At 35.9% G+C, this 20,376-nt stretch carries 21 protein-coding genes; all 21 read left to right on the forward strand.

Going from position 1 to position 20,376, the window contains the following annotated elements:
* The first annotated feature begins 3 nt into the window (after positions 1–3).
* Entirely contained in the window at positions 4–2,394 is a 2,391-nt protein-coding gene (locus tag EKL95_RS09045; RefSeq protein WP_126564004.1) for an LTA synthase family protein, read from the forward strand.
* On the forward strand, positions 2,391–3,656 hold the full coding sequence (locus tag EKL95_RS09050) for a YaiO family outer membrane beta-barrel protein (protein WP_126462303.1): 1,266 nt from the start codon (positions 2,391–2,393) through the stop codon (positions 3,654–3,656). Before EKL95_RS09045 ends, EKL95_RS09050 begins: the two co-directional genes overlap by 4 nt.
* Before the next feature lie 810 nt (positions 3,657–4,466).
* Positions 4,467–5,948 carry a PAS domain S-box protein gene (locus tag EKL95_RS09055; RefSeq protein ID WP_158614852.1) on the forward strand — a complete coding sequence of 494 codons (1,482 nt, stop codon included), beginning with the start codon at positions 4,467–4,469 and terminating at the stop codon, positions 5,946–5,948.
* A 2-nt stretch (positions 5,949–5,950) separates the two neighbouring features.
* Positions 5,951–7,342, forward strand: coding sequence for a sigma-54-dependent transcriptional regulator (locus EKL95_RS09060; RefSeq protein ID WP_126462309.1), 1,392 nt, complete (start codon positions 5,951–5,953; stop codon positions 7,340–7,342).
* A 649-nt stretch (positions 7,343–7,991) separates the two neighbouring features.
* Complete coding sequence (gene gvpA / locus EKL95_RS09065; RefSeq protein WP_126462316.1) at positions 7,992–8,198, forward strand: gas vesicle structural protein GvpA; 207 nt, start codon at positions 7,992–7,994, stop codon at positions 8,196–8,198.
* Positions 8,199–8,328: 130 nt separating this feature from the next.
* The gene (locus EKL95_RS09070; RefSeq protein ID WP_126462319.1) at positions 8,329–8,958 is read left to right on the forward strand and encodes a hypothetical protein; all 630 of its coding nucleotides are present in this window, start codon (positions 8,329–8,331) and stop codon (positions 8,956–8,958) included.
* A gap of 51 nt (positions 8,959–9,009) precedes the next feature.
* Positions 9,010–10,077 (forward strand): hypothetical protein, encoded by a 1,068-nt coding sequence (locus EKL95_RS09075; RefSeq protein WP_126462322.1) that lies wholly within the window; start codon positions 9,010–9,012, stop codon positions 10,075–10,077.
* Between the two features lie 75 nt (positions 10,078–10,152).
* Positions 10,153–10,470 carry a hypothetical protein gene (locus EKL95_RS14930; protein WP_158614853.1) on the forward strand — a complete coding sequence of 106 codons (318 nt, stop codon included), beginning with the start codon at positions 10,153–10,155 and terminating at the stop codon, positions 10,468–10,470.
* A gap of 204 nt (positions 10,471–10,674) precedes the next feature.
* Positions 10,675–11,601, forward strand: coding sequence for a gas vesicle protein GvpN (gene gvpN, locus EKL95_RS09085; RefSeq protein WP_233579299.1), 927 nt, complete (start codon positions 10,675–10,677; stop codon positions 11,599–11,601).
* A 26-nt stretch (positions 11,602–11,627) separates the two neighbouring features.
* Complete coding sequence (locus tag EKL95_RS09090; RefSeq protein WP_126554233.1) at positions 11,628–11,942, forward strand: hypothetical protein; 315 nt, start codon at positions 11,628–11,630, stop codon at positions 11,940–11,942.
* A gap of 16 nt (positions 11,943–11,958) precedes the next feature.
* Positions 11,959–12,264, forward strand: coding sequence for a gas vesicle protein (locus EKL95_RS09095; RefSeq protein ID WP_126462327.1), 306 nt, complete (start codon positions 11,959–11,961; stop codon positions 12,262–12,264).
* Between the two features lie 29 nt (positions 12,265–12,293).
* Complete coding sequence (locus EKL95_RS09100; protein WP_126462330.1) at positions 12,294–12,812, forward strand: Hsp20/alpha crystallin family protein; 519 nt, start codon at positions 12,294–12,296, stop codon at positions 12,810–12,812.
* A gap of 4 nt (positions 12,813–12,816) precedes the next feature.
* Positions 12,817–13,752, forward strand: a complete 936-nt coding sequence (locus EKL95_RS09105) for an ArsA family ATPase (protein WP_126462333.1) — start codon at positions 12,817–12,819, stop codon at positions 13,750–13,752.
* A 166-nt stretch (positions 13,753–13,918) separates the two neighbouring features.
* Entirely contained in the window at positions 13,919–16,072 is a 2,154-nt protein-coding gene (locus EKL95_RS09110; protein ID WP_126561993.1) for a CDC48 family AAA ATPase, read from the forward strand.
* Positions 16,073–16,177: 105 nt separating this feature from the next.
* Positions 16,178–17,218, forward strand: coding sequence for a GvpL/GvpF family gas vesicle protein (locus tag EKL95_RS09115; protein ID WP_126564006.1), 1,041 nt, complete (start codon positions 16,178–16,180; stop codon positions 17,216–17,218).
* Between the two features lies 1 nt (position 17,219).
* Positions 17,220–17,993 carry a GvpL/GvpF family gas vesicle protein gene (locus tag EKL95_RS09120; protein WP_126462343.1) on the forward strand — a complete coding sequence of 258 codons (774 nt, stop codon included), beginning with the start codon at positions 17,220–17,222 and terminating at the stop codon, positions 17,991–17,993.
* Positions 17,994–18,060: 67 nt separating this feature from the next.
* Entirely contained in the window at positions 18,061–18,843 is a 783-nt protein-coding gene (locus EKL95_RS09125; protein ID WP_126554227.1) for a GvpL/GvpF family gas vesicle protein, read from the forward strand.
* Between the two features lies 1 nt (position 18,844).
* Positions 18,845–19,072, forward strand: coding sequence for a gas vesicle protein GvpG (locus tag EKL95_RS09130; RefSeq protein WP_126462349.1), 228 nt, complete (start codon positions 18,845–18,847; stop codon positions 19,070–19,072).
* A gap of 12 nt (positions 19,073–19,084) precedes the next feature.
* Complete coding sequence (locus tag EKL95_RS09135) at positions 19,085–19,366, forward strand: gas vesicle protein GvpO (RefSeq protein ID WP_126462352.1); 282 nt, start codon at positions 19,085–19,087, stop codon at positions 19,364–19,366.
* A 12-nt stretch (positions 19,367–19,378) separates the two neighbouring features.
* A complete protein-coding gene (locus EKL95_RS09140; protein ID WP_126564007.1) occupies positions 19,379–20,173 on the forward strand; it encodes a GvpL/GvpF family gas vesicle protein in 795 nt (264 codons plus the stop codon).
* 38 nt (positions 20,174–20,211) lie between these two features.
* Complete coding sequence (locus tag EKL95_RS09145) at positions 20,212–20,376, forward strand: gas vesicle protein (protein ID WP_231507445.1); 165 nt, start codon at positions 20,212–20,214, stop codon at positions 20,374–20,376.

The raw sequence follows: 20,376 nt of genomic DNA on the forward strand, positions 1-20,376 counted from the left end.
CAAATGAAAACGAAATTTACTTATAAAAAAAGTTTAGAATATATTTACGCTACGGTTTCGTTGATCCTTATATTTTGTCTGTTGAGTTTCATTGATGTATTCAAAAATTTTGAATTACTGTCATTTATTTATAAAGTATTGAATGATTTTTTTACGGGAATACTCCTCGGAGTATTATTTTTCCCACTGTATTTAGGATTAGAATATATAAAAAATACTATTGGAATACTGGTTATCAGAATACTATTCTCCAGTATCGTACTCATCCAAGTTGGATTAACGGGATACAGCCTTACCACTCATATCAATCTTGGAGCAGACCTTCTAGGTTATTCATTGAGTGATATGTACACCACTGTTTCTGCATCTTTATCCTTATCCTTGCTGACATTTTTACCTTTTGTAGTTATACCTGCAATGTATTGGGGACTGAACTGGTTGTTCCATTTATTTGGACATAAAATCAACACAAAAATTTTACTTTTAGTGGTATTCTTTTTTGGAAGTTTGAATTTATTAATTGCCAATAGCAATAAAACTGCTTCTCAAAACAAATTAAATTTTTTGTTGAGTGATATTCTAAGAGCTAAAAATGACATCGCTTTAGCGTCTCAAGGCGACTTCTCTTTTAAGAAAGAATACCCATTAGAACGAGCCTCTGAAGAAACTAAAGATGTCCTGGCTTCGTTTTTTAACATTCAAAAAGAGAAACCAAATGTGGTTTTTATAATTGTTGAAGGACTTGGTAGCGATTTTACTAACAATGGCGATTATAAAGGTTTCACGCCTTACCTTGACGCCTTGGTATCAAAATCGCTTTACTGGGAGAATTTCGTGAGCAATGCAGGTCGAACATTTGGCGCACTCCCTTCATTAATAGGTTCGTTGCCGTTTGGAAAAAATGGCTTTATGGAATTGAATCCCTTACCCAAGCACAATTCACTAATCAGTATTTTGAAATCAAATGGATACACTACCAATTATTTTTGTGGTGATGACTCCAGTTTTGACAAAAAAAGTAATTTCCTGGAATACAATGGTATCGATAAAATTGTAGATATCGATAAATTTGGCCCAGGATATACAAAAACAAAGAAAAATGCAGGCGGTTTTTCCTGGGGCTATCCTGATGCGGAGATTTTTCGTAAAACATTATCTGAATTAAAAGATACTAAACAACCTCGCCTGGATATCATCATGACGCTTACCAATCACGAACCCTTTAATTTTCCTTCTAAAAAAGCGTATTTAGAAAAAGTAGAACGCATTTTAGAAACCAAATCATATTTTGAAAAAGACAAATGGAACGATTACAAAGATATTTTTGCGTGTTTGTTGTACACAGACAATGCGATACAGAATTTCATGCAAGCCTATGCTAAAAGACCCGAGTATGCAAACACCATTTTTATTATTACGGGGGATCACAGGTTAATTCCAGTTCCTCAAAAAGATAATTTATCCCGTTTTCATGTTCCTTTTTACATTTACAGCCCCATGTTGAAGAAAACGGCAACATTCAAATCTATTTCTTCCCATAGCGATGTTACTCCAAGTTTAATTTCTTTTTTGACAAATAATTATGAATTTAATCCATTAGAAAAAACGACCTGGCTTGGTCAGGGACTCGACACCGTGCGAGAATTCAGAAATATCCATAGCATTCCGCTGATGCGATACAAAGGAAGCATCAATGATTATATTTATAAGGACTATTTCTATTCTGATGGGACTGTATTTAAGATTGATAAAAATTTAAATCTTAGTGAAGCAAATAACGACATGACTGAAACGATAAGCAATTTTTTTACTGATTTCAAAAAATTAAATGCTTATTTAACTACAAAGAATAAAATCACAAAGGCTGCTACAAGCTTTAAGAAACCTGCTTATACGTTTACTGCTGAAGAATTTTTGACCATTAAAAAATTAACAAAAGGATTGAATCGTGATCAGGTTTTCTTTTTAGCCAGAGAATTAGCATTTACAAAAGAGCGTGAAAAATCCCGATTATTATGTGATTACATCTTGAATGAACTTCCTAATTATGGCGAAGTAAGAACACTCAAAGGCCGAACGTTAGCTTGGGATGGCGATTATAAAAACGCCGAAAAAGAATTATTGGAAGTTATCAACAGAACCCCTTTTTATAGCGATGCCTATTTAGCACTGATGGATGTGTATTGGTGGTTAGGGCAAAACAATAAAGGGGTCGCAATTGGCAAGCTAGCATTGGGTAATCAAATAAATGATGCAGAATTGGGTTATAAACTGGCACAAGCATACTATAGAATTCACAATCTAAAAAATTCAAACACACTGATTGATAGCCTATTGATACTATATCCTAAAAATAAAGAATACTCTAATTTTAAAAAAAATCTGAAAAAATGATTTCAAAAATAATGCTAAAACTACTTTTTCTAGCCCTGTTTTTTGGCGGCTTTCAAATGTCCGCACAAGAAACTAAATTTGAGGGAGATCCTGATGCTTCTTTTGAAATTGCTCGCAATTTAGCTTTTAATCAACAACGCAAGCAAGCACAAGACACCTTGTTATTCATTTTGACAACATATCCTAATTACCATGATATCCGCTCTTTTTTAGCGACAACCTATTCTTGGGACGGCGACTATAAAAAAGCAAGAAAAGAATTTAATTATGTCCTCGAAAAAGACATTGAGAATAAAACTACCTGGATAGCTGCCATAAAAAATGAATTGTGGGGAGATTTGCCATTTGCCGCATTAGAAATGACAAATAATGCTTTAAAAATATTCCCAAAAGACACTGAACTATTGTATTTGAAGGCGAGCGCACAAGAAAACAGCAATAATACATTAGAAGCATTAAGCACGATTCAGCTCCTATTAGATACAAATCCGGAGGATCAGAAAGCCAAAGACTACAAGGCGAATTTAAACAATGGCTTGAGCCAAAATGCCATAGGAATAACTTCCTCCGTAGACCTTTATTCCGATGTTTTTGATCCAATGCAATACCATGCGCTAATGTACAGGCGGCAAACGAAATACGGAAGCATCATAGGAAGAGTAAATTTCAACAGGAGATTCAACGAAAATGGAGTGCAATATGAAGTAGATTTATACCCAAAAATTACAAAAGGACTATATGCCTATGTGAATTTTGGCATCGCCAGTACTTTTTTGTTTCCAGATATAAAATATGGTGCTGAATTATTTAAATCACTACCTAAAAGCTTTGAAATTTCCCTAGGATTCCGCACCTTGAAATACAATACTACCACCAATATTTATACTGGATCTCTGGGCTGGTATACCGGAAACAGTTATTTATCTTTCCGTCCTTACTTTACTCCCGGAGTAACAGGAACCAGTATATCCGGGACTTTTACCTATAGAAAATACCGAAGTGACGCTGATAATTATTTAGGAGTAGCCGTTAGTATGGGTTTCTCTCCGGAAATTAATCAGTTCGCTATTGATGAAAATGCAGCTAAATTTGTCGCCTTAGAAGCCCAAAGAATTAATCTTGGGTATTATTTTACCTCCTCTAATAAGCAAAATGCCTGGGGAACACAATTAGCGGTTACACACCAAGAAATAATATTTGACCAAGGAAATTTCTTTTGGATTTATTCTCTAGTACTTTCATGGGAATTAAAATTCAAATAACCGATTCCCATTTCTAATTTAATTTTTCAAATCTTTTTTTGCTTCAAAAGAAGGATTCTTCATGTATAAAAAATCGAACTCACTGTTTCTAAAAACCAATAAAACAAATGCTGAAAAACTGCTTTTTGTTAAAAACGATTCTGCTTTTTTAAGATTATGTGTTTTGAAGCATTTTAATGCAATACATCAAAAATATTTTTTTTTGATGTATTTTATATGTTATATTATAGTGCAAAATATTAATAATCAAATACCTATTAAAAAAAATTCCACTTGACAAACATTAATTTAAGTAAATGATTGAAAATAGTATGATTCGCTTTAAACGCAGTTTAAAAGGAAAAACATCCGAGCAAATCAATATTTTTTATCAAGCACTATAACTTGATAAATATTCAGCTGGTTTAATTCTTCATTTCAGAAGCTTTTACAGATGCCAAAATTTTTATCTTTATCCAATTTGTTATTGAGTAAAGTCGAAATAAATAGTATAAACGATATTCAGGATTAATTTAAATGTATAGATTTGCAGTAGGATTTTTAATCAATAAGTGTAATTTTTTTTCAGGACGAGACACGGCTATGTAAGAAAAGAACTTTTAATACAATTAGTTCTCATGATTCATCCGCCCAAACGCTGTGATGAAATAGACGGAATTGCTTGTGAAATATTAAACGGAACGCCAGATTTTTGTTCTGTACCATTTATTGTAAAGTCCGGCATACAAATTTTTGTGGAAACTAAGGTATCACAGAGTGTTTGGCATGGTAAACGGATCATTTTCAGAGTCAGCTAAAGATATATCTCAAATGAAACTATCAGAAAAAAAATTTTTAAAAATATTTCATCACAATCCATCTGCTTGTAGTTTAAGTGATTTGGTTACAGGAGAATATATTGAAGTGAATGACGCATTTTGCAATTTGCTCGGATTTGATAAAAATGAAGTCATAGGTAAAGCATCTGTGGAATTTGGTGTTTTAACACTTGAAAGTCTAAATACCCTATACTTGAAGATAGATGCCAATGAAAAAGTATCTAACCTGGAAGCAAATCTGATAGCGAAGAATGGAGATGTGAAGCATGTGCTGTTATCGGCAGATAATGTATATATCCGGAATAAAAAATGCCGTTTTACTGTTGTCCATGACATTACCAATCACATACAGGCCAAGCAGGCGCTGGAAGTAAGCGAAGGAAAATACAAAACCTTGCTAAATGCATCTCCCGATGGTATTTTATTAATCAATATGAAAGGAGTCATTACTGAGGTTTCTGAAATCGGGCTTGAATTATTTGGCACCGATACCAAAGATGATTTGGTAGGCAAAAAAATTTTCCGATTCATTCCATTTGATGAAAAAAATACGATAAGAAAAATCATTGAAAAGACAATGAATGAAGGACTATCACAAAATATTGAATTAAAAATTAGAAAGCTAAATCAATCGTTATTTGCCGGTGAAACGAGTGTCACTTTAATACAGGACCCGGATGGTGTGTCCTTATCATTCATGATCATCATCCGTGATATTTCACAACGTAAGAAGATAGAGGCAAAACAACTTCATGCCGACCGGATGGCCAACCTTGGAGAAATGGCCACAGGTATTGCACATGAGATCAACCAGCCATTAAATATCATTTCTATGGTAATGGATAAGATTTTATTTGAGTCTGCCAAAACCGAAACTATCAACATTGAATTCCTTGAAAATAAATCAAGCAAAATTTTTGAAAATATAATCCGGATCAGGAACATTATAGATCATATCAGGGCATTTTCAAGAAACGACAGCGATTACATATTGACAGCTTTCGATATTAATTCAAGCATCGAAAATGCCGTTACTATATCAATAGAACAGTTGAAACACCTTGGAATCAACCTGAACCTCCAACTTGATAAACAAATTCCTCATATAGTTGGCAATACCTACAAATTTGAGCAGGTTATTATTAATCTGCTGGCCAATGCCAAAGATGCAATAGAAGAAAAGCAAAGCATACAGGAAGATTATTTTGAAACACTCATTGGGATCAGAACGTATCAGCAGAATCAATTTCTAATCGTAGAAGTTACAGATAATGGTATTGGCATTGGAAATAACGATATCAATAATATTTTACTTCCTTTTTATACTACAAAAGATGAAGGAAAGGGAACCGGAGTTGGATTATCAATCTGTTATCAGATAATCAAGGAAATGAACGGGACCATAGACATAACGAGCGATCATTTTTATGGAACGAAAATAAAACTAGTTTTGGATACTCAAAAGAAAAAGTAAAAATGGAAAAAAAAGAGAAAATAAAAATCTTGATCATTGATGATGAGAAGCAATTCACAGAAGAATTGATTGGTTTTTTTCTGGATTCAGACTTTGAATTTTATGAGGCCAACACAGCCGCAGAAGGGAAAAAAGTATTAAAAAATAATAAAATTGATCTTTTAATCCTTGACGTGCGGTTGCCTGGTGTGAATGGCCTTGATATTCTGAAAGAGGTAAAAATCCAATACGCTGAGATGGAAGTCATCGTCATTTCGGCTCATGGCGATATGGATACGGTGATCAAAGCCATGCGATTTGGGGCATTCGATTATTTGCGCAAACCTTTCCGGTTTATTGACATTCAGATTGCGATTGAGCGTACCCGAAAATATCTTCAGATGCAACGAAGGCTGAAGCAGATGGAAGAAAAGAACTCATTAATATCCAAAACCCTCGAAGATAAAATCAACCGACAGTTTATCGGAGTCAGCCCACAGATTTTGAATGTATTTGAACAAGCCATCATCGCCGCAAATTATCCCGATGCTAATGTGCTGATAACCGGCGAAAGTGGAACCGGAAAAGAAAATATTGCCAGAATCATACATTATTCGAGCGAAAAGAAGGATCCTGTTTTTTGTGCCGTTAATAGTAGTGCCATTACAGAATCACTTTTGGAAAGCGAATTTTTTGGCCATAAAAAGGGATCGTTTACCGGTGCCATCTCCGATAAAATGGGTTACTTTGAAGTGTGTAACGGCGGTACCCTATTTCTTGACGAAATCGCAGATATGCCATTAAATCTACAGGCGAAAATTCTGCGTGCCACGGAAGAAAAGGTAATCACCCGGGTGGGGGATACAAACCCGATACATACTGACTTCCGGATTATTTCTGCCACCAATCATGATATTTATAAAAAAGTGGAGCAAAAAAAATTCAGGCTCGATCTGCTTCACCGGCTCAATACACTGCATATACATATTCCGCCCCTTAGGGAAAGGCCAGAAGATATCAAACCTCTGTTGATCCATTATGTTGATGACTATGCAACGAAATTTAAAAAACCAAACATTCATATCTCCAAAGAGGTTTTTGATGCGCTCCTAAAATATGATTTTCCTGGAAATGTCAGAGAATTGAGAAATATGACCGAAAGGGCCCTCATTCTTTGCAAAGGCAACCTGCTCGGGATAAATGACTTCCCTGTAAAATCGCAAAAAATATCCTCATCGGAAGCTCATTCTGATTCAGTCAATCTGAGAACCCACGAAATTAAAATGGTACGTAAAGCTCTACAAAATTGTAAATGCAATCAGACGGCTGCAGCTGATATGCTGGGAATTACCCGCGATGCTCTCTTGCGAAAAATGAAAAAGTACAATATATCTGTTAATAAAAACGAAGAGTAAAAAACGATAACCAACAATACTTCTGATATAAAAAGTATCGTTCTATTCAGGAGATCTCAGATCAGGTCCGGGAAGGCTCAATGTCATTATCAGATTCGGGAAGGACGGTCGGGTTAGGAATGCTCCTTGACTCAGGAAGTCTCGGACTTACAAATTTACCTATCCGTTTTGTAAGTTGAATTCGTTAACCTTTTTGTGGATAATGTAACTGACGAAGTTAATTGCACTTAACCATTTGTTGAGAGCCTGCCTACCAGATGAAGTTCTCCCATTTCCGCACATGTGTGCGATAATTTCAATTATTATCCATTTTTACTAATCTTTTCGTAAAAAATATATTAATATAATTTATTTTTTTTATAAAAAATCACAATTAATTAATGATATTGAAATAATGTCTTGTTTGTTTTTAACTCAACCCCAGTCTTTACTGAAGGTTTGACATTATAATATGCAACAATATATCGTTCCTATTACTTATATAAACACCTATATACCTCAATTACAGCATACTGTACTGTATAATACAATGCAATATTCCTGTTTACTTACTTTTCGGCACACTACTTGTAATACGCTCAGGACAAGAGGTAAGCCGTCCCTCTAATTTGTAAAGCACGGTTTTATTAATAACTTAATTTAATAAAAAATGGCAGTAGAAAAAACAATTGGATCATCTAGCCTCGTAGAGGTTATTGATCGTATCTTGGACAAGGGTGTTGTAGTTGATGCCTGGGTAAGAGTTTCGTTGGTAGGTATTGAGTTACTTGCTATTGAAGCAAGAATCGTTGTTGCCTCAGTTGAAACATACTTAAAGTATGCAGAAGCAATTGGATTAACTGCTAAAGCCGCTTAGGCATTTGTAGTTAAAAAATAGGTGTTCTTGCTAAATCATCCTTACGGATTAATGCTCGGAAGCATGATTTACCAAGAATTTCTATTTCAAACTCATCAATCCCTATTTTTCATCAACCTATTCAACCACAATGAATACTCAACCTGAATTAAATATAGATGGTTTTTTCGACAATATTATAACATCTTATGAAAGCCGGATTCAAAAAATTCAAACTGTCTTTCAATCATCCGAAAATATTACAGAATCATCTTATTCCTTGTTCGGGAATGTCAATAATTCTCTAAACGAACTTACAAAGGAAATAGAGATATTAAATTCCAGACTTAGCGAAACTCTGGCAAAAAATGGTTCCCTGCGAAAAAAAGATTACAATACAATAATGTCGTGTATTTTTGATATAATCGATGAAAAGAGAAGCGAAGCCGAAAGCCAGTTTTTGAATTTTGTTGAAACCCAGAAAGAAACTGCCCAATCGCTTAAGAATGGTCTGTTAGGTCTTAAAGACATTACCTCACCAGATGCGCTGGAAAGAATAAGCATCATCAAAGAGCAGCTTTCTCAAATCCCCAAACTACAGGAAATGAGAAAGGAAAAGGTAATGAAAACATTCTTGAATTTTCAGAAAATACATAACAGTATGATAGAATGCCTTGAAAACTTACTTAAAAAAGGCGATAATATTCTGGTAAAGGATATAAAAAAAGTTAAAGATCAAATAATTAAAGAGAATCAAGGCCTTATGTCAAGTATCCAATAGGGTAAATAACCATAGGGAATTAAATATTCATTAATAATTAAAAAATAAAAAATGAGACTATCATCAGAAATGAAAAATTTAAGCGAAGACATACTTGCTTCATTCAAAAAAAGAAACAAGGAAAATGAAGAGCTTGTAATTGAAGTACAAAAAACCCTTGATGGATTTCAAAAGGATCATCAAGAGATGTCAGTGGCTTTAAATGCCAATGCTGTAGCTTTAAGAGTAAAACTTGAAAAGGACGAACAAAAACGGTTAAAAGATTCAGATATTTCCTTGAAAAAAATTAGTAAAGAAAATAAGAATATGGCAACAGCTCTAAGAGCAGGGTTAAATGAGGGTGAAAAAAATAGAATGAAAGAATTTGTTGCTCTTATGAAAAGTATCAACAATAAGATTTCAGAGATTTTTACTTACACGGATAATTTGCTTGAAACTAACGAAACAGAAAGGCTCAAGGAATTTGCTAGTCTTATGAAAAACATAAATACAGAAGTTTCAGATATTTTTACATATACCCATAGTTTGCTTGAGAAAAGCGAAACGGACAGGCTTGAAGAATTTTCCATCCTTATGAAAGGTATAAATGGAGAGATTTTAAGGATTTTCACATATACTCATAATTTGCTTTCTAACGGCGAAATAGCCAGGCTTAAGGAATTTGATGTAGTAATGAAAGGGATCCAAAATGATGTAAAAAACCTTAAAAAAGCAATTAAAGCGCTACTTGGTGATTATGCGAAAGACAGAGGTGATGCATCAGCATCATGGAAAAAAATGTCGGAAATTCTTACTCAATTACGAAATAAAGTTGTTGCTCAGCCTAAGGAAGTAGCTAAAAAAATTGAAAAAAAAGAAGTTAAAATAGAAACTCCAGTTAAAGAAGTAAAGGTAATTCAGGTTGAAGTTCAGCAAAAAGTGGAAACCAAAGCAGTAATCCCAATAACTTTGGAAGAGAAAGTAACGGATTATATCAACAACCATCCACAAGGTGTAAGAATTTCAGAAATGGAAGAGCCACTGGGAGAAACACGCATGAAGCTTGGGTTTGTAGCTAAAAATTTATTAGATGAGGGGAAAGTTCAAAAAGTTGAAAATATTTACTTCCCGATAAAATAATATCCTGTACTGAGCAAGAGTTGTGGGGCATTTTCTTCAACTCAGCATTTTTAATTTATAATTGATATAAAAACCATGTCAAAAACAATCAGTTGCACCTTTTGTAATGGTCTTGGAAAGGATCCTTATGATTTACTCTCACCAATGTCGGGTTGTCAGGTTTGTAAAGGAACTGGGCAGGTTGAAGTGGAGAATCCTGCAATAGCCTGTGTTTTTTGTTCGGGTACAGGTAAAAATCCGCTGGGAGCCAGAGTCCCTTGTATTGTATGTGGTGGAAAGGGAAGTAATTATTGCCAAAGCAATACAAAATGTTCGCAATGTAAGGGTACAGGAAAATCAAATGACGGCTTGCCTTGTACACGTTGTAAAGGCAAAGGATATGAAGGTAATTAACAATGAACAATACCAGCAACACAATAAGGAAAGGTCTTACGAAAAGATTAGAGGCCATGGCTAAGCATTATGCCCGCAAGGAAGAATTTGTAAAAACAAGGGCAAGAATGATACAAGACATTGAAGAGGCGAGGAACATTTGGAAATTGACTCTGGAACAATTACCTAAACAGGAGTTTTAATCAAATAATAAAGGTGAAAATTATGGAGAATAAAATAATGAACAATGAAACTAACACGGTCCTTGAACCTAAGCCCATGTCGGATTTTGTTGAGACAGCGTACATTAAAGATATTACAGAGCGTAGTCTTACCTACATAAAAGCAGGATTTCCAGTACATTTCAGAGGCCCATCTGGAACTGGAAAAACAACTGTGGCTATGCATTTAGCAAGTAAAATTGGAAGACCAGTAGTCATTATTCATGGCGATGCGGAGTATAAAACATCCGATCTGGTTGGTAGCGAGTCTGGATATAGATTTAAAAAATTAGACGATAGATTTATACATAGTGTTCACAAAGTTGAGGAAGACATGGAAAAAAAATGGGTGAATAATCGTTTAACAATAGCAGTTAAAAATGGTTTCACACTTATTTATGATGAATTTACCCGCTCACGTGCCGAAGCAAATAATATATTACTGCCCATCCTTCAGGAAAAAATGATGAGCACCTCGGCAGGAAAAGAAGAGGATTATTATATGAAAGTACATCCAGAATTTCGTGCCATCTTTACTTCAAATCCTGAAGAATATGCGGGTGTTAACCGGACTCAGGACGCATTGCGCGACAGGATGGTAACCATGGATCTCGATCATTTTGATTACGAAACTGAGTTACAGATTACCAGGGCTAAATCAAACCTTACATTGGACGATGCTGAAAAAATCATAAAGATTGTGAGAGGCTTACGCGAATCTGGGAAAACAGAATTTGACCCAACCGTTCGTGGCTCTATTATGATTGCAAAAACTTTGGCAACCATAAATGCAACTCCTTCTAAAAACAACGAAATGTTTAGATTAATATGTCAGGATATACTTACTTCTGAAACTAGCAGGGTTGGCTCAAAAACCAATCAGGAAAAGGTTAGATTAATTGTTAATGAACTGATCGAAAAAAATTGCTAATTACCCATCAACTAATATAATATATTATGCCAACTTCAAGTGCAGTAAAAGGGATTGGAAGTATCAAAACAATGTACAATACAAAAAAATCAGCCATTTCAAATAATGAAGGTTCTGATTTTTTAAAAATGTATATGCTTGAAAAGGAAAGAACTCGTTTGCGAAGCGAAGAAATATTGATTTCGCGAAGACTTAATATCATTCAAATTAGGCTAAACGAAATTCAAGAGTTTTATAATGGACAATCTATACTGCTCCAAAATCCAGATAGGACAGAAAGCTATCAAACAAACAAAGATGAGGAGAAACCGAATTTTAAAACCATGTCGATAGACTATTAAAAACAATACGCTTATTATGTCACAAACACAACCCACCCATTCAATTAATGCGACTGGCCTTGCTGATATTCTTGAAAGAGTACTCGATAAAGGGATTGTAATAGCAGGTGATATTAAGATACAAATAGCTGATATTGATTTACTTACTATAAAAATCAGACTACTGGTTTGTTCAGTTGACAAGGCCATGGAGATGGGTATCAACTGGTGGCAGGAAGATACTTACCTGTCCACTAAAGCTAGAGAAAAAGAGCTGATGCAACAACATGAAACTTTAGAGGCTCGTCTGGAAAAGCTTGAAGCTATTAGTAAACCATTATAATTTACAGAACCTAATAAATTATCAATAAAATGGAAAACGATAAAAATAAAGGAAAAAGAGACGAAGCTGATTTTGAAATTTTCGGACTTGGCGGTTTATTCAAAGGCATCGAAAAATTGGTTGACCTTGCGGGAAAGCTCGAAGAAAAGGCCGGAATAAGTAAGGAAGGGGAGATCAATTTTGATCATATCAAAAAAGGCATGAAAGGCGTTTATGGCTTTACCATCAACACGGCAGGTGGTGGTACCCCAAAAGTGGAAACTTTCGGGAACATAAAAAAAACACCCGAAGGGCCTAAAGTAGATGAAGAGCGGGAACCGATAACAGACATCTTTGATGAAGAGAATGAAATTGTTGTCATTGCCGAAATGCCTGGAATAGAGGAAAATGACCTTATAATCGACTTGAAGGAAGACATTCTTGAAATTTCTGCGATCAGCAAAAGCCGAACATACCGAAAAGAATTACTGCTTCCGGTAAAAGTCATTAAAGAAAATTTAAGTCACAAATTCATCAACGGTATCCTTGAAATCAATATTAAAAAATAAAATCATGGCACTTGAGTGCTTAGAAAACAAGGACTTAAAACTCATTATTTTCGGAGGAAAAGGTGGTGTTGGAAAAAGTGTTTGTGCCATAGCTACTGCCCTGGCATTATCTAAAAATTTTAAAACGCTACTTATATCTACCGATCCGGCTCATTCCGTATCAGATTGTCTCGAACAAGAAATTGGTTTTAAAGTAGTAAATGTTGACGGTACAGCTAACATGTCGGCCCTTGAAGTAGATGCCGACAAAGCACTTTCCAATTTTAAAACAGAACACCGGAATGAGCTGAAAAAACTTTTTGATACCTCTACAAATCTTGACAGCGAGGACATCGATGAAATGCTGGACTTATCAATACCCGGCATTGATGAGATGATGAGTTTTAAAACCATCATTGATTTTATTGAAGAAGGTGGATACGATAAATATGTGGTGGATACAGCACCCACCGGGCATGCATTGCGATTGATTTCATCTCCAAAGTTATTGGATGATTGGATAAAAGTTGCAGCCAGAATGAGATGGAAATACCGCTATATGGTTACCAGTTTTTCGGGGTCCTATCAACAGGATGAGGTGGACGCATTGTTATTCAGCCTGAAAAAAATAGTAAAAAGAATCCAAAACCTGTTGCGGGATAAAACCAAATGTGAATTTATTCCTGTATGTATCCCCGAAGCGATGGCTACCATGGAAACAGACAGACTGCTTGCTGATCTTAGCGCATCCGGAATAATTGCGAGGCAGATTATCGTGAACAATGTAATGGTTTCGGATGATGGTGATTTTTGCAAAAGAGTAAAGGCTAATCAATTACCTTATTTACAAGAGATTAAAAAAACGTTTAGCAATTTAAATATAGTTCAAGTGCCAAAATTTGCTGAAGAAATTAAAGGACTGGAAGCGTTGGATAAATTGAGACAAGTATTGACAAGTTAATAAAGCGGTTGAAGAGTTTATGAAATGTCCCTTTGAAAATTTTGAAGTTTGGAAAACGCCAATGAAACTGGTAAATATCGAACAAATAAACTTATAAATCAATAAACCTATCAACAAATAAATAACCCAACATATTAACTTTTTCACCAACCTTTTATCAACGAAAATGAAAGACGAAATAATATTACGTGTAAAAGAAGCCCCGGTAAAGGATGTTGGAAGGGCAATTGCTAGGATTGACCCAAAAGACATGAAGTTGATGGGTTTGGAAAGTGGCGATGTGATTGTTATAGAAGGCAAACGTGCCACGCCTGTTAAGATTATGCCTTGTTTTCCAGAAGACAGGGACAAACGTATTATTCAGATTGATGGCATTACCAGAGAAAATGCTCAGGCTGGGATTGATGAAAAAGTGAAGATCATTAAAACTACCTGCCGCCAGGCTTCAAAAATAAAACTCAAACCTGATACAAACTCTGGTTCTTTATTTAAGGCCGATGACGCAAAATATATTGGTTCGCTCATCAATGGTCTTTCGGTAACAAAAGGAGATAAAGTGAGAGCCACCCTTTTTGGTTCCCGTGCGGTTAATTATACCGTAACCGGCACCAACCCTGATGGGGTGGTACTGATACACCCAAATACCACGTTTCAGCTTGAATTGACCAAGCAAGAAGGGGAAAATAAAAGTAAGGTTTCGTACGAAGACATCGGCGGACTTGGAAATCAGGTACAGCGCATTCGGGAGATGATAGAACTGCCCTTGAAGTATCCTGAAATTTTTGAACGTCTTGGTGTTCAGGCTCCCAAAGGTGTATTTCTGTATGGCCCTCCTGGAACAGGGAAAACGCTCATCGTTAGAGCGGTGGCTCATGAAACAGATGCTTATTTTATCAACATCTCCGGTCCGGAGATCATGGGGAAATTTTATGGGGAAAGTGAAGGCCGGATAAGGAAAATTTTTGAAGAGGCTCAGGCACATGCACCATCCATCATTTTTATTGATGAAATTGATGCTATTGCGCCCAAGCGGGAAGATATGGGTGGCGAAAAACAGGTTGAAAAGCGTGTTGTAGCCCAACTATTATCACTTATGGACGGATTGGAATCAAGGGGGAAGGTCATTGTAATTGGCGCAACCAACATTCCTAATTCCATTGATCCGGCATTGAGAAGGCCGGGACGTTTTGATCGCGAAATTTCTATCTCTATTCCCGATAAAATAGGCAGGCTGGAAATTCTTCACATCCATACTAGGGGAATTCCTTTGTCGCTGGATGTAGATATGGAAAAACTAGCAGAAATTACCCATGGTTTTGTGGGTGCTGATTTGGAAGCTTTAGCCAGGGAAGCCGCCATGACTGCTTTGCGGAAAATACTCCCACAAATCGATTTCGAGATGGCCGAAATCCCTTACGAACTTTTGATGTCGCTCGAAGTAACCATGGATAACTTTTTTGACGCGATGAAAGAAGTAGAGCCTTCGGCCATAAGGGAGGTTTTTGTGGAGGTACCCAATGTGAAATGGGATGATGTTGGCGGCCTCGATGAAATAAAAGAGGCTTTAAAGGAAACCGTAGAGTGGCCACTGATATATGACGACCTGTTTAAAAAAGCCGATACCAAACCTCCCAAGGGAATTATCCTTCACGGGAAACCTGGCACAGGTAAAACCTACCTGGCAAAAGCGCTGGCAAGCGAGAGCGGAGTTAATTTTATCTCTGTAAAAGGGCCACAAATTTTAAGCCGCTACATCGGTGAATCGGAAAAAGGGGTAAGAGAATTATTCAGGATGGCAAAACAGGCATCGCCTTGTATCTTGTTTCTGGATGAAATAGATAGCCTAACCCCCAGACGCAGTAGTGACGGTTCAGGTTCCGGGGTAATCGAAAGAGTGATTGGCCAGTTCCTTACCGAAATGGATGGTATTGAAGACCTGAAAGGAGTGATTGTGCTGGCCGCTACCAACAGAATCGATTTAATTGATCCAGCTTTGCTAAGAAGTGGCCGGTTCGATCTGATATTTGAATTGCCGTTCCCAGATGTAAAAACAAGGGAAAAAATATTCGGTATTCATACCCGGAATAAACCACTTGGAAAAAAAGTAAGCCTAAATAAACTGGCCCTGAAAACAGAAAGCCTCACCGGATCAGATATCGAATTTATTTGTCGTAAAGCGGCCATGCTTGCTATTCGCGAATTGATTGATAAAAGCAAAGGGAAATCGAAGGAAGTTACCGGAGAAATCATCATCATGGAGAATCATTTCGAAGAAGCGATCGGGCTGGTATTACAACAAAATTCAACGAAAAAAGGTTGATAGAAAAGTTGATAAGTTAAGTCGTTTATGAAATATTCATTTGAAAATATGGAAGTTTGGCAAACGTCAAGGAAACTAGTTAATATCAACCAATAAACTAATAAAATGACAACAAAAGGAATATACATCTATGGAATAGTGCCGAATTTTTACAGTACGGATATATTTAAATCATTTGAAAATTCAGGGATTTATGCCATCCCCTTCCAAAATATATCTGCCATTGTTTCCGACAGGGAGAGTGCACACATTGATTATTTAGACAGGGAAAGTTTGGGATACTTGCTGGTTCATCATCAAAAAACCATAGAAGAACTCATGGAGAAAGGATTCAACATGCTTATCCCTATACAGCTCGGTACGATTGTAAACTCAAAGGAAGAGGTTATTAAAATACTTGCAAATGGCCATGATTTAGTTATTGATACCCTAAATAAAATTGAAACCCTGACAGAAATTGACTTAGTGGTTACTTGGGCTGATTTTTCTAATACCCTCATAGAGATTGGAAACCACCCCGAGATCATCGCAATAAGAGATGATATTCTAAAAAAGACAGATACGCTTTCACAAATCGACCAGATAAAAATAGGGATGCTAGTTCAGGAAAAAGTAAAAGAAAAAAACACAAAGGTTGAAACGAATATTTTGGATTCGCTGTCATCAATCAGTCTCGATATAAAATCACATGAGGTGATGAATGACGAAATGGTGGCCAACTCTGCTTTTCTCATTAACAGGAATAAAAAAGAAAAATTTGAACAGATAATTGACCAACTTGATGAAGAATACAAAGGCTTGTTGAACTTCAAATTGGTTGGACCCTTGCCCTGCTATAGTTTTTATACTATTGAAGTTAAAGAATTAGATCAGGAGAATGTGGCACAGGCAAAAATAGAACTTGGCTTAACAATAGAAACTTCTGACTCTGAAATAAAAAGGGCATATCAGGAAAAAGCAAAAGAATTTCATCCCGATGCAAATCAGAATAATCATAATAAGGAAAATTTCAATAGGATTAATAAAGCCTATCATACATTGCTCGAATATTCAGAAGCGGAAAGGCAATCTTCAAAAGAGAGTTTAACCTTTAAGGGAAAACAAAAAGTGAATGAAAATTTGATTTTGATAAAAATAAAGGAATAATATGCAACGTGACGGGAAATATATTTATTGCATCATTGCAACGGATTACGACATCAATCTGGGTCCAATAGGAATAGGCGGACGCGGCGACCTAGTCTCCACTATCAGTTTCGATGGCTTGTGTATGGTGGTGAGTGATCATCCCCTTAACACGGTAGTGGCTAATCCAGAAAACATGCTTGCACACCAAAAGGTTATAGAAGTGGTGATGCAGGAATTTAAGAGCATACTTCCCATTAGGTTTGGCACCATTGCGGCAACTCCTAACGAAATACGAAATCTACTTAACCGGAGATACAACGAATTTATGGAATTGCTCAAACAGTTTGAAAATAAAGTGGAGCTTAATGTGAGAGGAACATGGAAAAACATGCGAATGATATACAAAGAGATCGACAAGGAACACGTTGAGCTACAAAAAATAATGACCGAAATTGAAAAACTACATGATCAGGAAAGGAAGAACATGGAAATTGCAGATGCCGGAAATCTAGTAGCAGATGCACTGATTGAAAAGAAAGTAGAGGAAACTGAAACGATTATCGATGCTTTGCGCAGATCAGCATTCGAGTATAAACATAACAAAACAAATGGTGATGCCATGTTTATGAATACTGCATTCTTGGTGAATAGTGGCAGGGAGATCGAATTTGACCACATAATGGCCGACCTTGGTGCCAGATACGAGGACCGAAGTGATTTTGTATATACAGCTGCCTTACCTATTTATAATTTTATTGACCTGAAAATATTTCCAGAGAAATGGGAATTGTAATAGAAAAACAAAACGCTGATGACGCAGATTAATTAATAAAATAGTAACAACATATCTGAAGGATTTTATGGAAAAAGAAGTTGATATACCGAAAGAAGGAAAATATATTTATGGGATTATCAGGCATTCAGATCCATTAGACTATGGTCCGATTGGTATGGGTAAACGGACGGACCTGGTTTATGGGATAAATTTTAAAGATATTAGTGCTATCGTCAGTAATTCGCCGATCATCGAATACGAAGTCCGAAGAATAAACATGATCACTCACGAAAGAGTACTTGAAGAGGTTATGAAACAATTTACGGTTCTTCCTGTTCGGTTTTCAACTATTTCCGAACATAACGATGACTCTGGTATCCTGAGAATTCTTGAGAAAGATTACAAAAAATTTGATGACTTACTTACTAAAATGGAAGGCAAGAAAGAACTGGGTCTCAAAGTACTGACAAAGGAAGCTGTGATATATGAAAGTATCATTGAAAAATATGACGAAATTAGGTTACTCAGGGGAAAATTGATGAGTCTTCCGGCCGATAAAAGCCATTACCAGCGCATGAAAATAGGCGAAATGGTAGCAGAAGCACTCAAAAAGGAGACGGAAAATTACAAAAATAGCATTCTCGATATTTTAAATCCACTTTCTGTTGATGTAAAAATAAACGATAGCTACGGAGAAATGATGATTATCAATGTTGCCTTTCTTGTTAAAAACTTAGCTGAATCTGCATTTGATAAAGCTGTGAATGATTTAGAGGAGAAATTTGGCCGCTTTATGACTTTCAAATATGTAGGAACATTACCACTCTATAATTTTGTCACCCTTGTAATAAACACTAAAGGAATATAATATGTTTTTAATCGATAGCATACTGTTAGCACCCCTAAAAGGAGTAGTTTTTATCGCTAATAAAATCAATGAGATTGTTGAGAAGGAAACGTCGGATGAAGGCTCCGTCAAAGAAAAACTGATGCGACTACAGTTGAAATTTGAATTGGATGAAATTGATGAAGAAGAATACGACAGAAGAGAAGATGAATTGTTGAAATTACTGGAAAATATAAGGAAAGATAAATAAGGAGTAAAAAATATGAGCAACATTATTGAAGTTAAAAAAGTAGTGATTAAGTTCCTGAGAGAGAACATCAAAAGTTATGATGTAACGGTCATAAAAATTGAAAAAGTGAAAGAAATCTGGAATGCTGTGGCAGAGGTATATGAAGACGATTCATTTCTAAAATCAATGGATCTTCCGTCAAAAAAAGTGCGGCTTTTCTATGCGGTCAAACTGGATGAAAATCTTGAAATTACATCCTTCGAACGGCATGGTTCCTTGGAAGGAATAGATAGCACTGACGAATATATTAATTAACAAATTTCTGTCATGATAAATGATCTGATATATGTTTATTGCATATCACGTACTCCTCCCCGGCTTATAACGGGCATGGGGTATAGTACAGTGGAATCACTTATGTTCGATGATTTTCACGTGATCGTTAAATATGTTTCCAAAAGTGAATTCTCTGAAGAAAATTTCAAAAAGAATTTATCAGATATTCAGTGGGCGGAATTAAACGCACGGAATCATATCAGGGTAATCAGCATGATTATGGAACAGAGTACTGTGATTCCTTTTAAATTTGGCACCATCTATCATACTAAAGCCAGTTTGAAAACCTTCATTATTGATTATGCTGACTCATTGATTGAAAGCTTCAATCATATCGAGGGAAAGGAAGAATGGTCGATTAAAATTTATTGCGATCGTAAAACACTGTGCGAGCAAATTGACGAATTAAGCGAGGAAGCTGCTGCGCTTGAAAAGCAGATTATGGAAAGTTCGCCTGGGAAAGCCTTTTTGCTGGGAAGAAAAAAAACTGACCTAATCGAAAATGAGATGGACAGAATTTGTAAGAACTACGGACAGAAATATTATGATGAATTTAAAAAACTGAGCGAATCAACCAGCCTCAACAATCTACTCCCGAAAGCGTTTACCGGAAGAGAAGAGACCATGATCCTCAATACCACCTTTCTTGTAAGTAAAAACAAAGTTGCTGATTTTATAAGTACAGTTGAAACATTGAAAAAAAAAGAAGGGGATTCCGGCTTTATTATTGAAGCAACCGGTCCCTGGCCACCATTTAGTTTTATTTCCATTAAAGAAAAACAATAATGCACAATAATGTAATCGACCGGTCTAAAGACATTACCATGCTTGAATTGCTTGACAGAGTATTGAACAAAGGGGTTATCCTCAGTGGGGATATTATAATTTCAGTAGCAGATATCGACCTGGTATATGTAGGAGTGAAATTGCTTCTAAGCTCTGTTGAAACCATGGAGCAGTTAAAGTCTGGAAAGCCAATAATTTTGTAG

This window comes from Flavobacterium sp. LB2P53 (assembly GCF_003970305.1).
Lineage (GTDB): Bacteria > Bacteroidota > Bacteroidia > Flavobacteriales > Flavobacteriaceae > Flavobacterium.

Coding starts and splice junctions, on each gene's coding strand:
- EKL95_RS09045 (WP_126564004.1), top strand. CDS start 4: ATGAAAACGAAATTTACTTATAAAAAAAGTTTAGAATATATTTACGCT.
- EKL95_RS09050 (WP_126462303.1), top strand. CDS start 2,391: ATGATTTCAAAAATAATGCTAAAACTACTTTTTCTAGCCCTGTTTTTT.
- EKL95_RS09055 (WP_158614852.1), top strand. CDS start 4,467: ATGAAACTATCAGAAAAAAAATTTTTAAAAATATTTCATCACAATCCA.
- EKL95_RS09060 (WP_126462309.1), top strand. CDS start 5,951: ATGGAAAAAAAAGAGAAAATAAAAATCTTGATCATTGATGATGAGAAG.
- gvpA (WP_126462316.1), top strand. CDS start 7,992: ATGGCAGTAGAAAAAACAATTGGATCATCTAGCCTCGTAGAGGTTATT.
- EKL95_RS09070 (WP_126462319.1), top strand. CDS start 8,329: ATGAATACTCAACCTGAATTAAATATAGATGGTTTTTTCGACAATATT.
- EKL95_RS09075 (WP_126462322.1), top strand. CDS start 9,010: ATGAGACTATCATCAGAAATGAAAAATTTAAGCGAAGACATACTTGCT.
- EKL95_RS14930 (WP_158614853.1), top strand. CDS start 10,153: ATGTCAAAAACAATCAGTTGCACCTTTTGTAATGGTCTTGGAAAGGAT.
- gvpN (WP_233579299.1), top strand. CDS start 10,675: ATGGAGAATAAAATAATGAACAATGAAACTAACACGGTCCTTGAACCT.
- EKL95_RS09090 (WP_126554233.1), top strand. CDS start 11,628: ATGCCAACTTCAAGTGCAGTAAAAGGGATTGGAAGTATCAAAACAATG.
- EKL95_RS09095 (WP_126462327.1), top strand. CDS start 11,959: ATGTCACAAACACAACCCACCCATTCAATTAATGCGACTGGCCTTGCT.
- EKL95_RS09100 (WP_126462330.1), top strand. CDS start 12,294: ATGGAAAACGATAAAAATAAAGGAAAAAGAGACGAAGCTGATTTTGAA.
- EKL95_RS09105 (WP_126462333.1), top strand. CDS start 12,817: ATGGCACTTGAGTGCTTAGAAAACAAGGACTTAAAACTCATTATTTTC.
- EKL95_RS09110 (WP_126561993.1), top strand. CDS start 13,919: ATGAAAGACGAAATAATATTACGTGTAAAAGAAGCCCCGGTAAAGGAT.
- EKL95_RS09115 (WP_126564006.1), top strand. CDS start 16,178: ATGACAACAAAAGGAATATACATCTATGGAATAGTGCCGAATTTTTAC.
- EKL95_RS09120 (WP_126462343.1), top strand. CDS start 17,220: ATGCAACGTGACGGGAAATATATTTATTGCATCATTGCAACGGATTAC.
- EKL95_RS09125 (WP_126554227.1), top strand. CDS start 18,061: ATGGAAAAAGAAGTTGATATACCGAAAGAAGGAAAATATATTTATGGG.
- EKL95_RS09130 (WP_126462349.1), top strand. CDS start 18,845: ATGTTTTTAATCGATAGCATACTGTTAGCACCCCTAAAAGGAGTAGTT.
- EKL95_RS09135 (WP_126462352.1), top strand. CDS start 19,085: ATGAGCAACATTATTGAAGTTAAAAAAGTAGTGATTAAGTTCCTGAGA.
- EKL95_RS09140 (WP_126564007.1), top strand. CDS start 19,379: ATGATAAATGATCTGATATATGTTTATTGCATATCACGTACTCCTCCC.
- EKL95_RS09145 (WP_231507445.1), top strand. CDS start 20,212: ATGCTTGAATTGCTTGACAGAGTATTGAACAAAGGGGTTATCCTCAGT.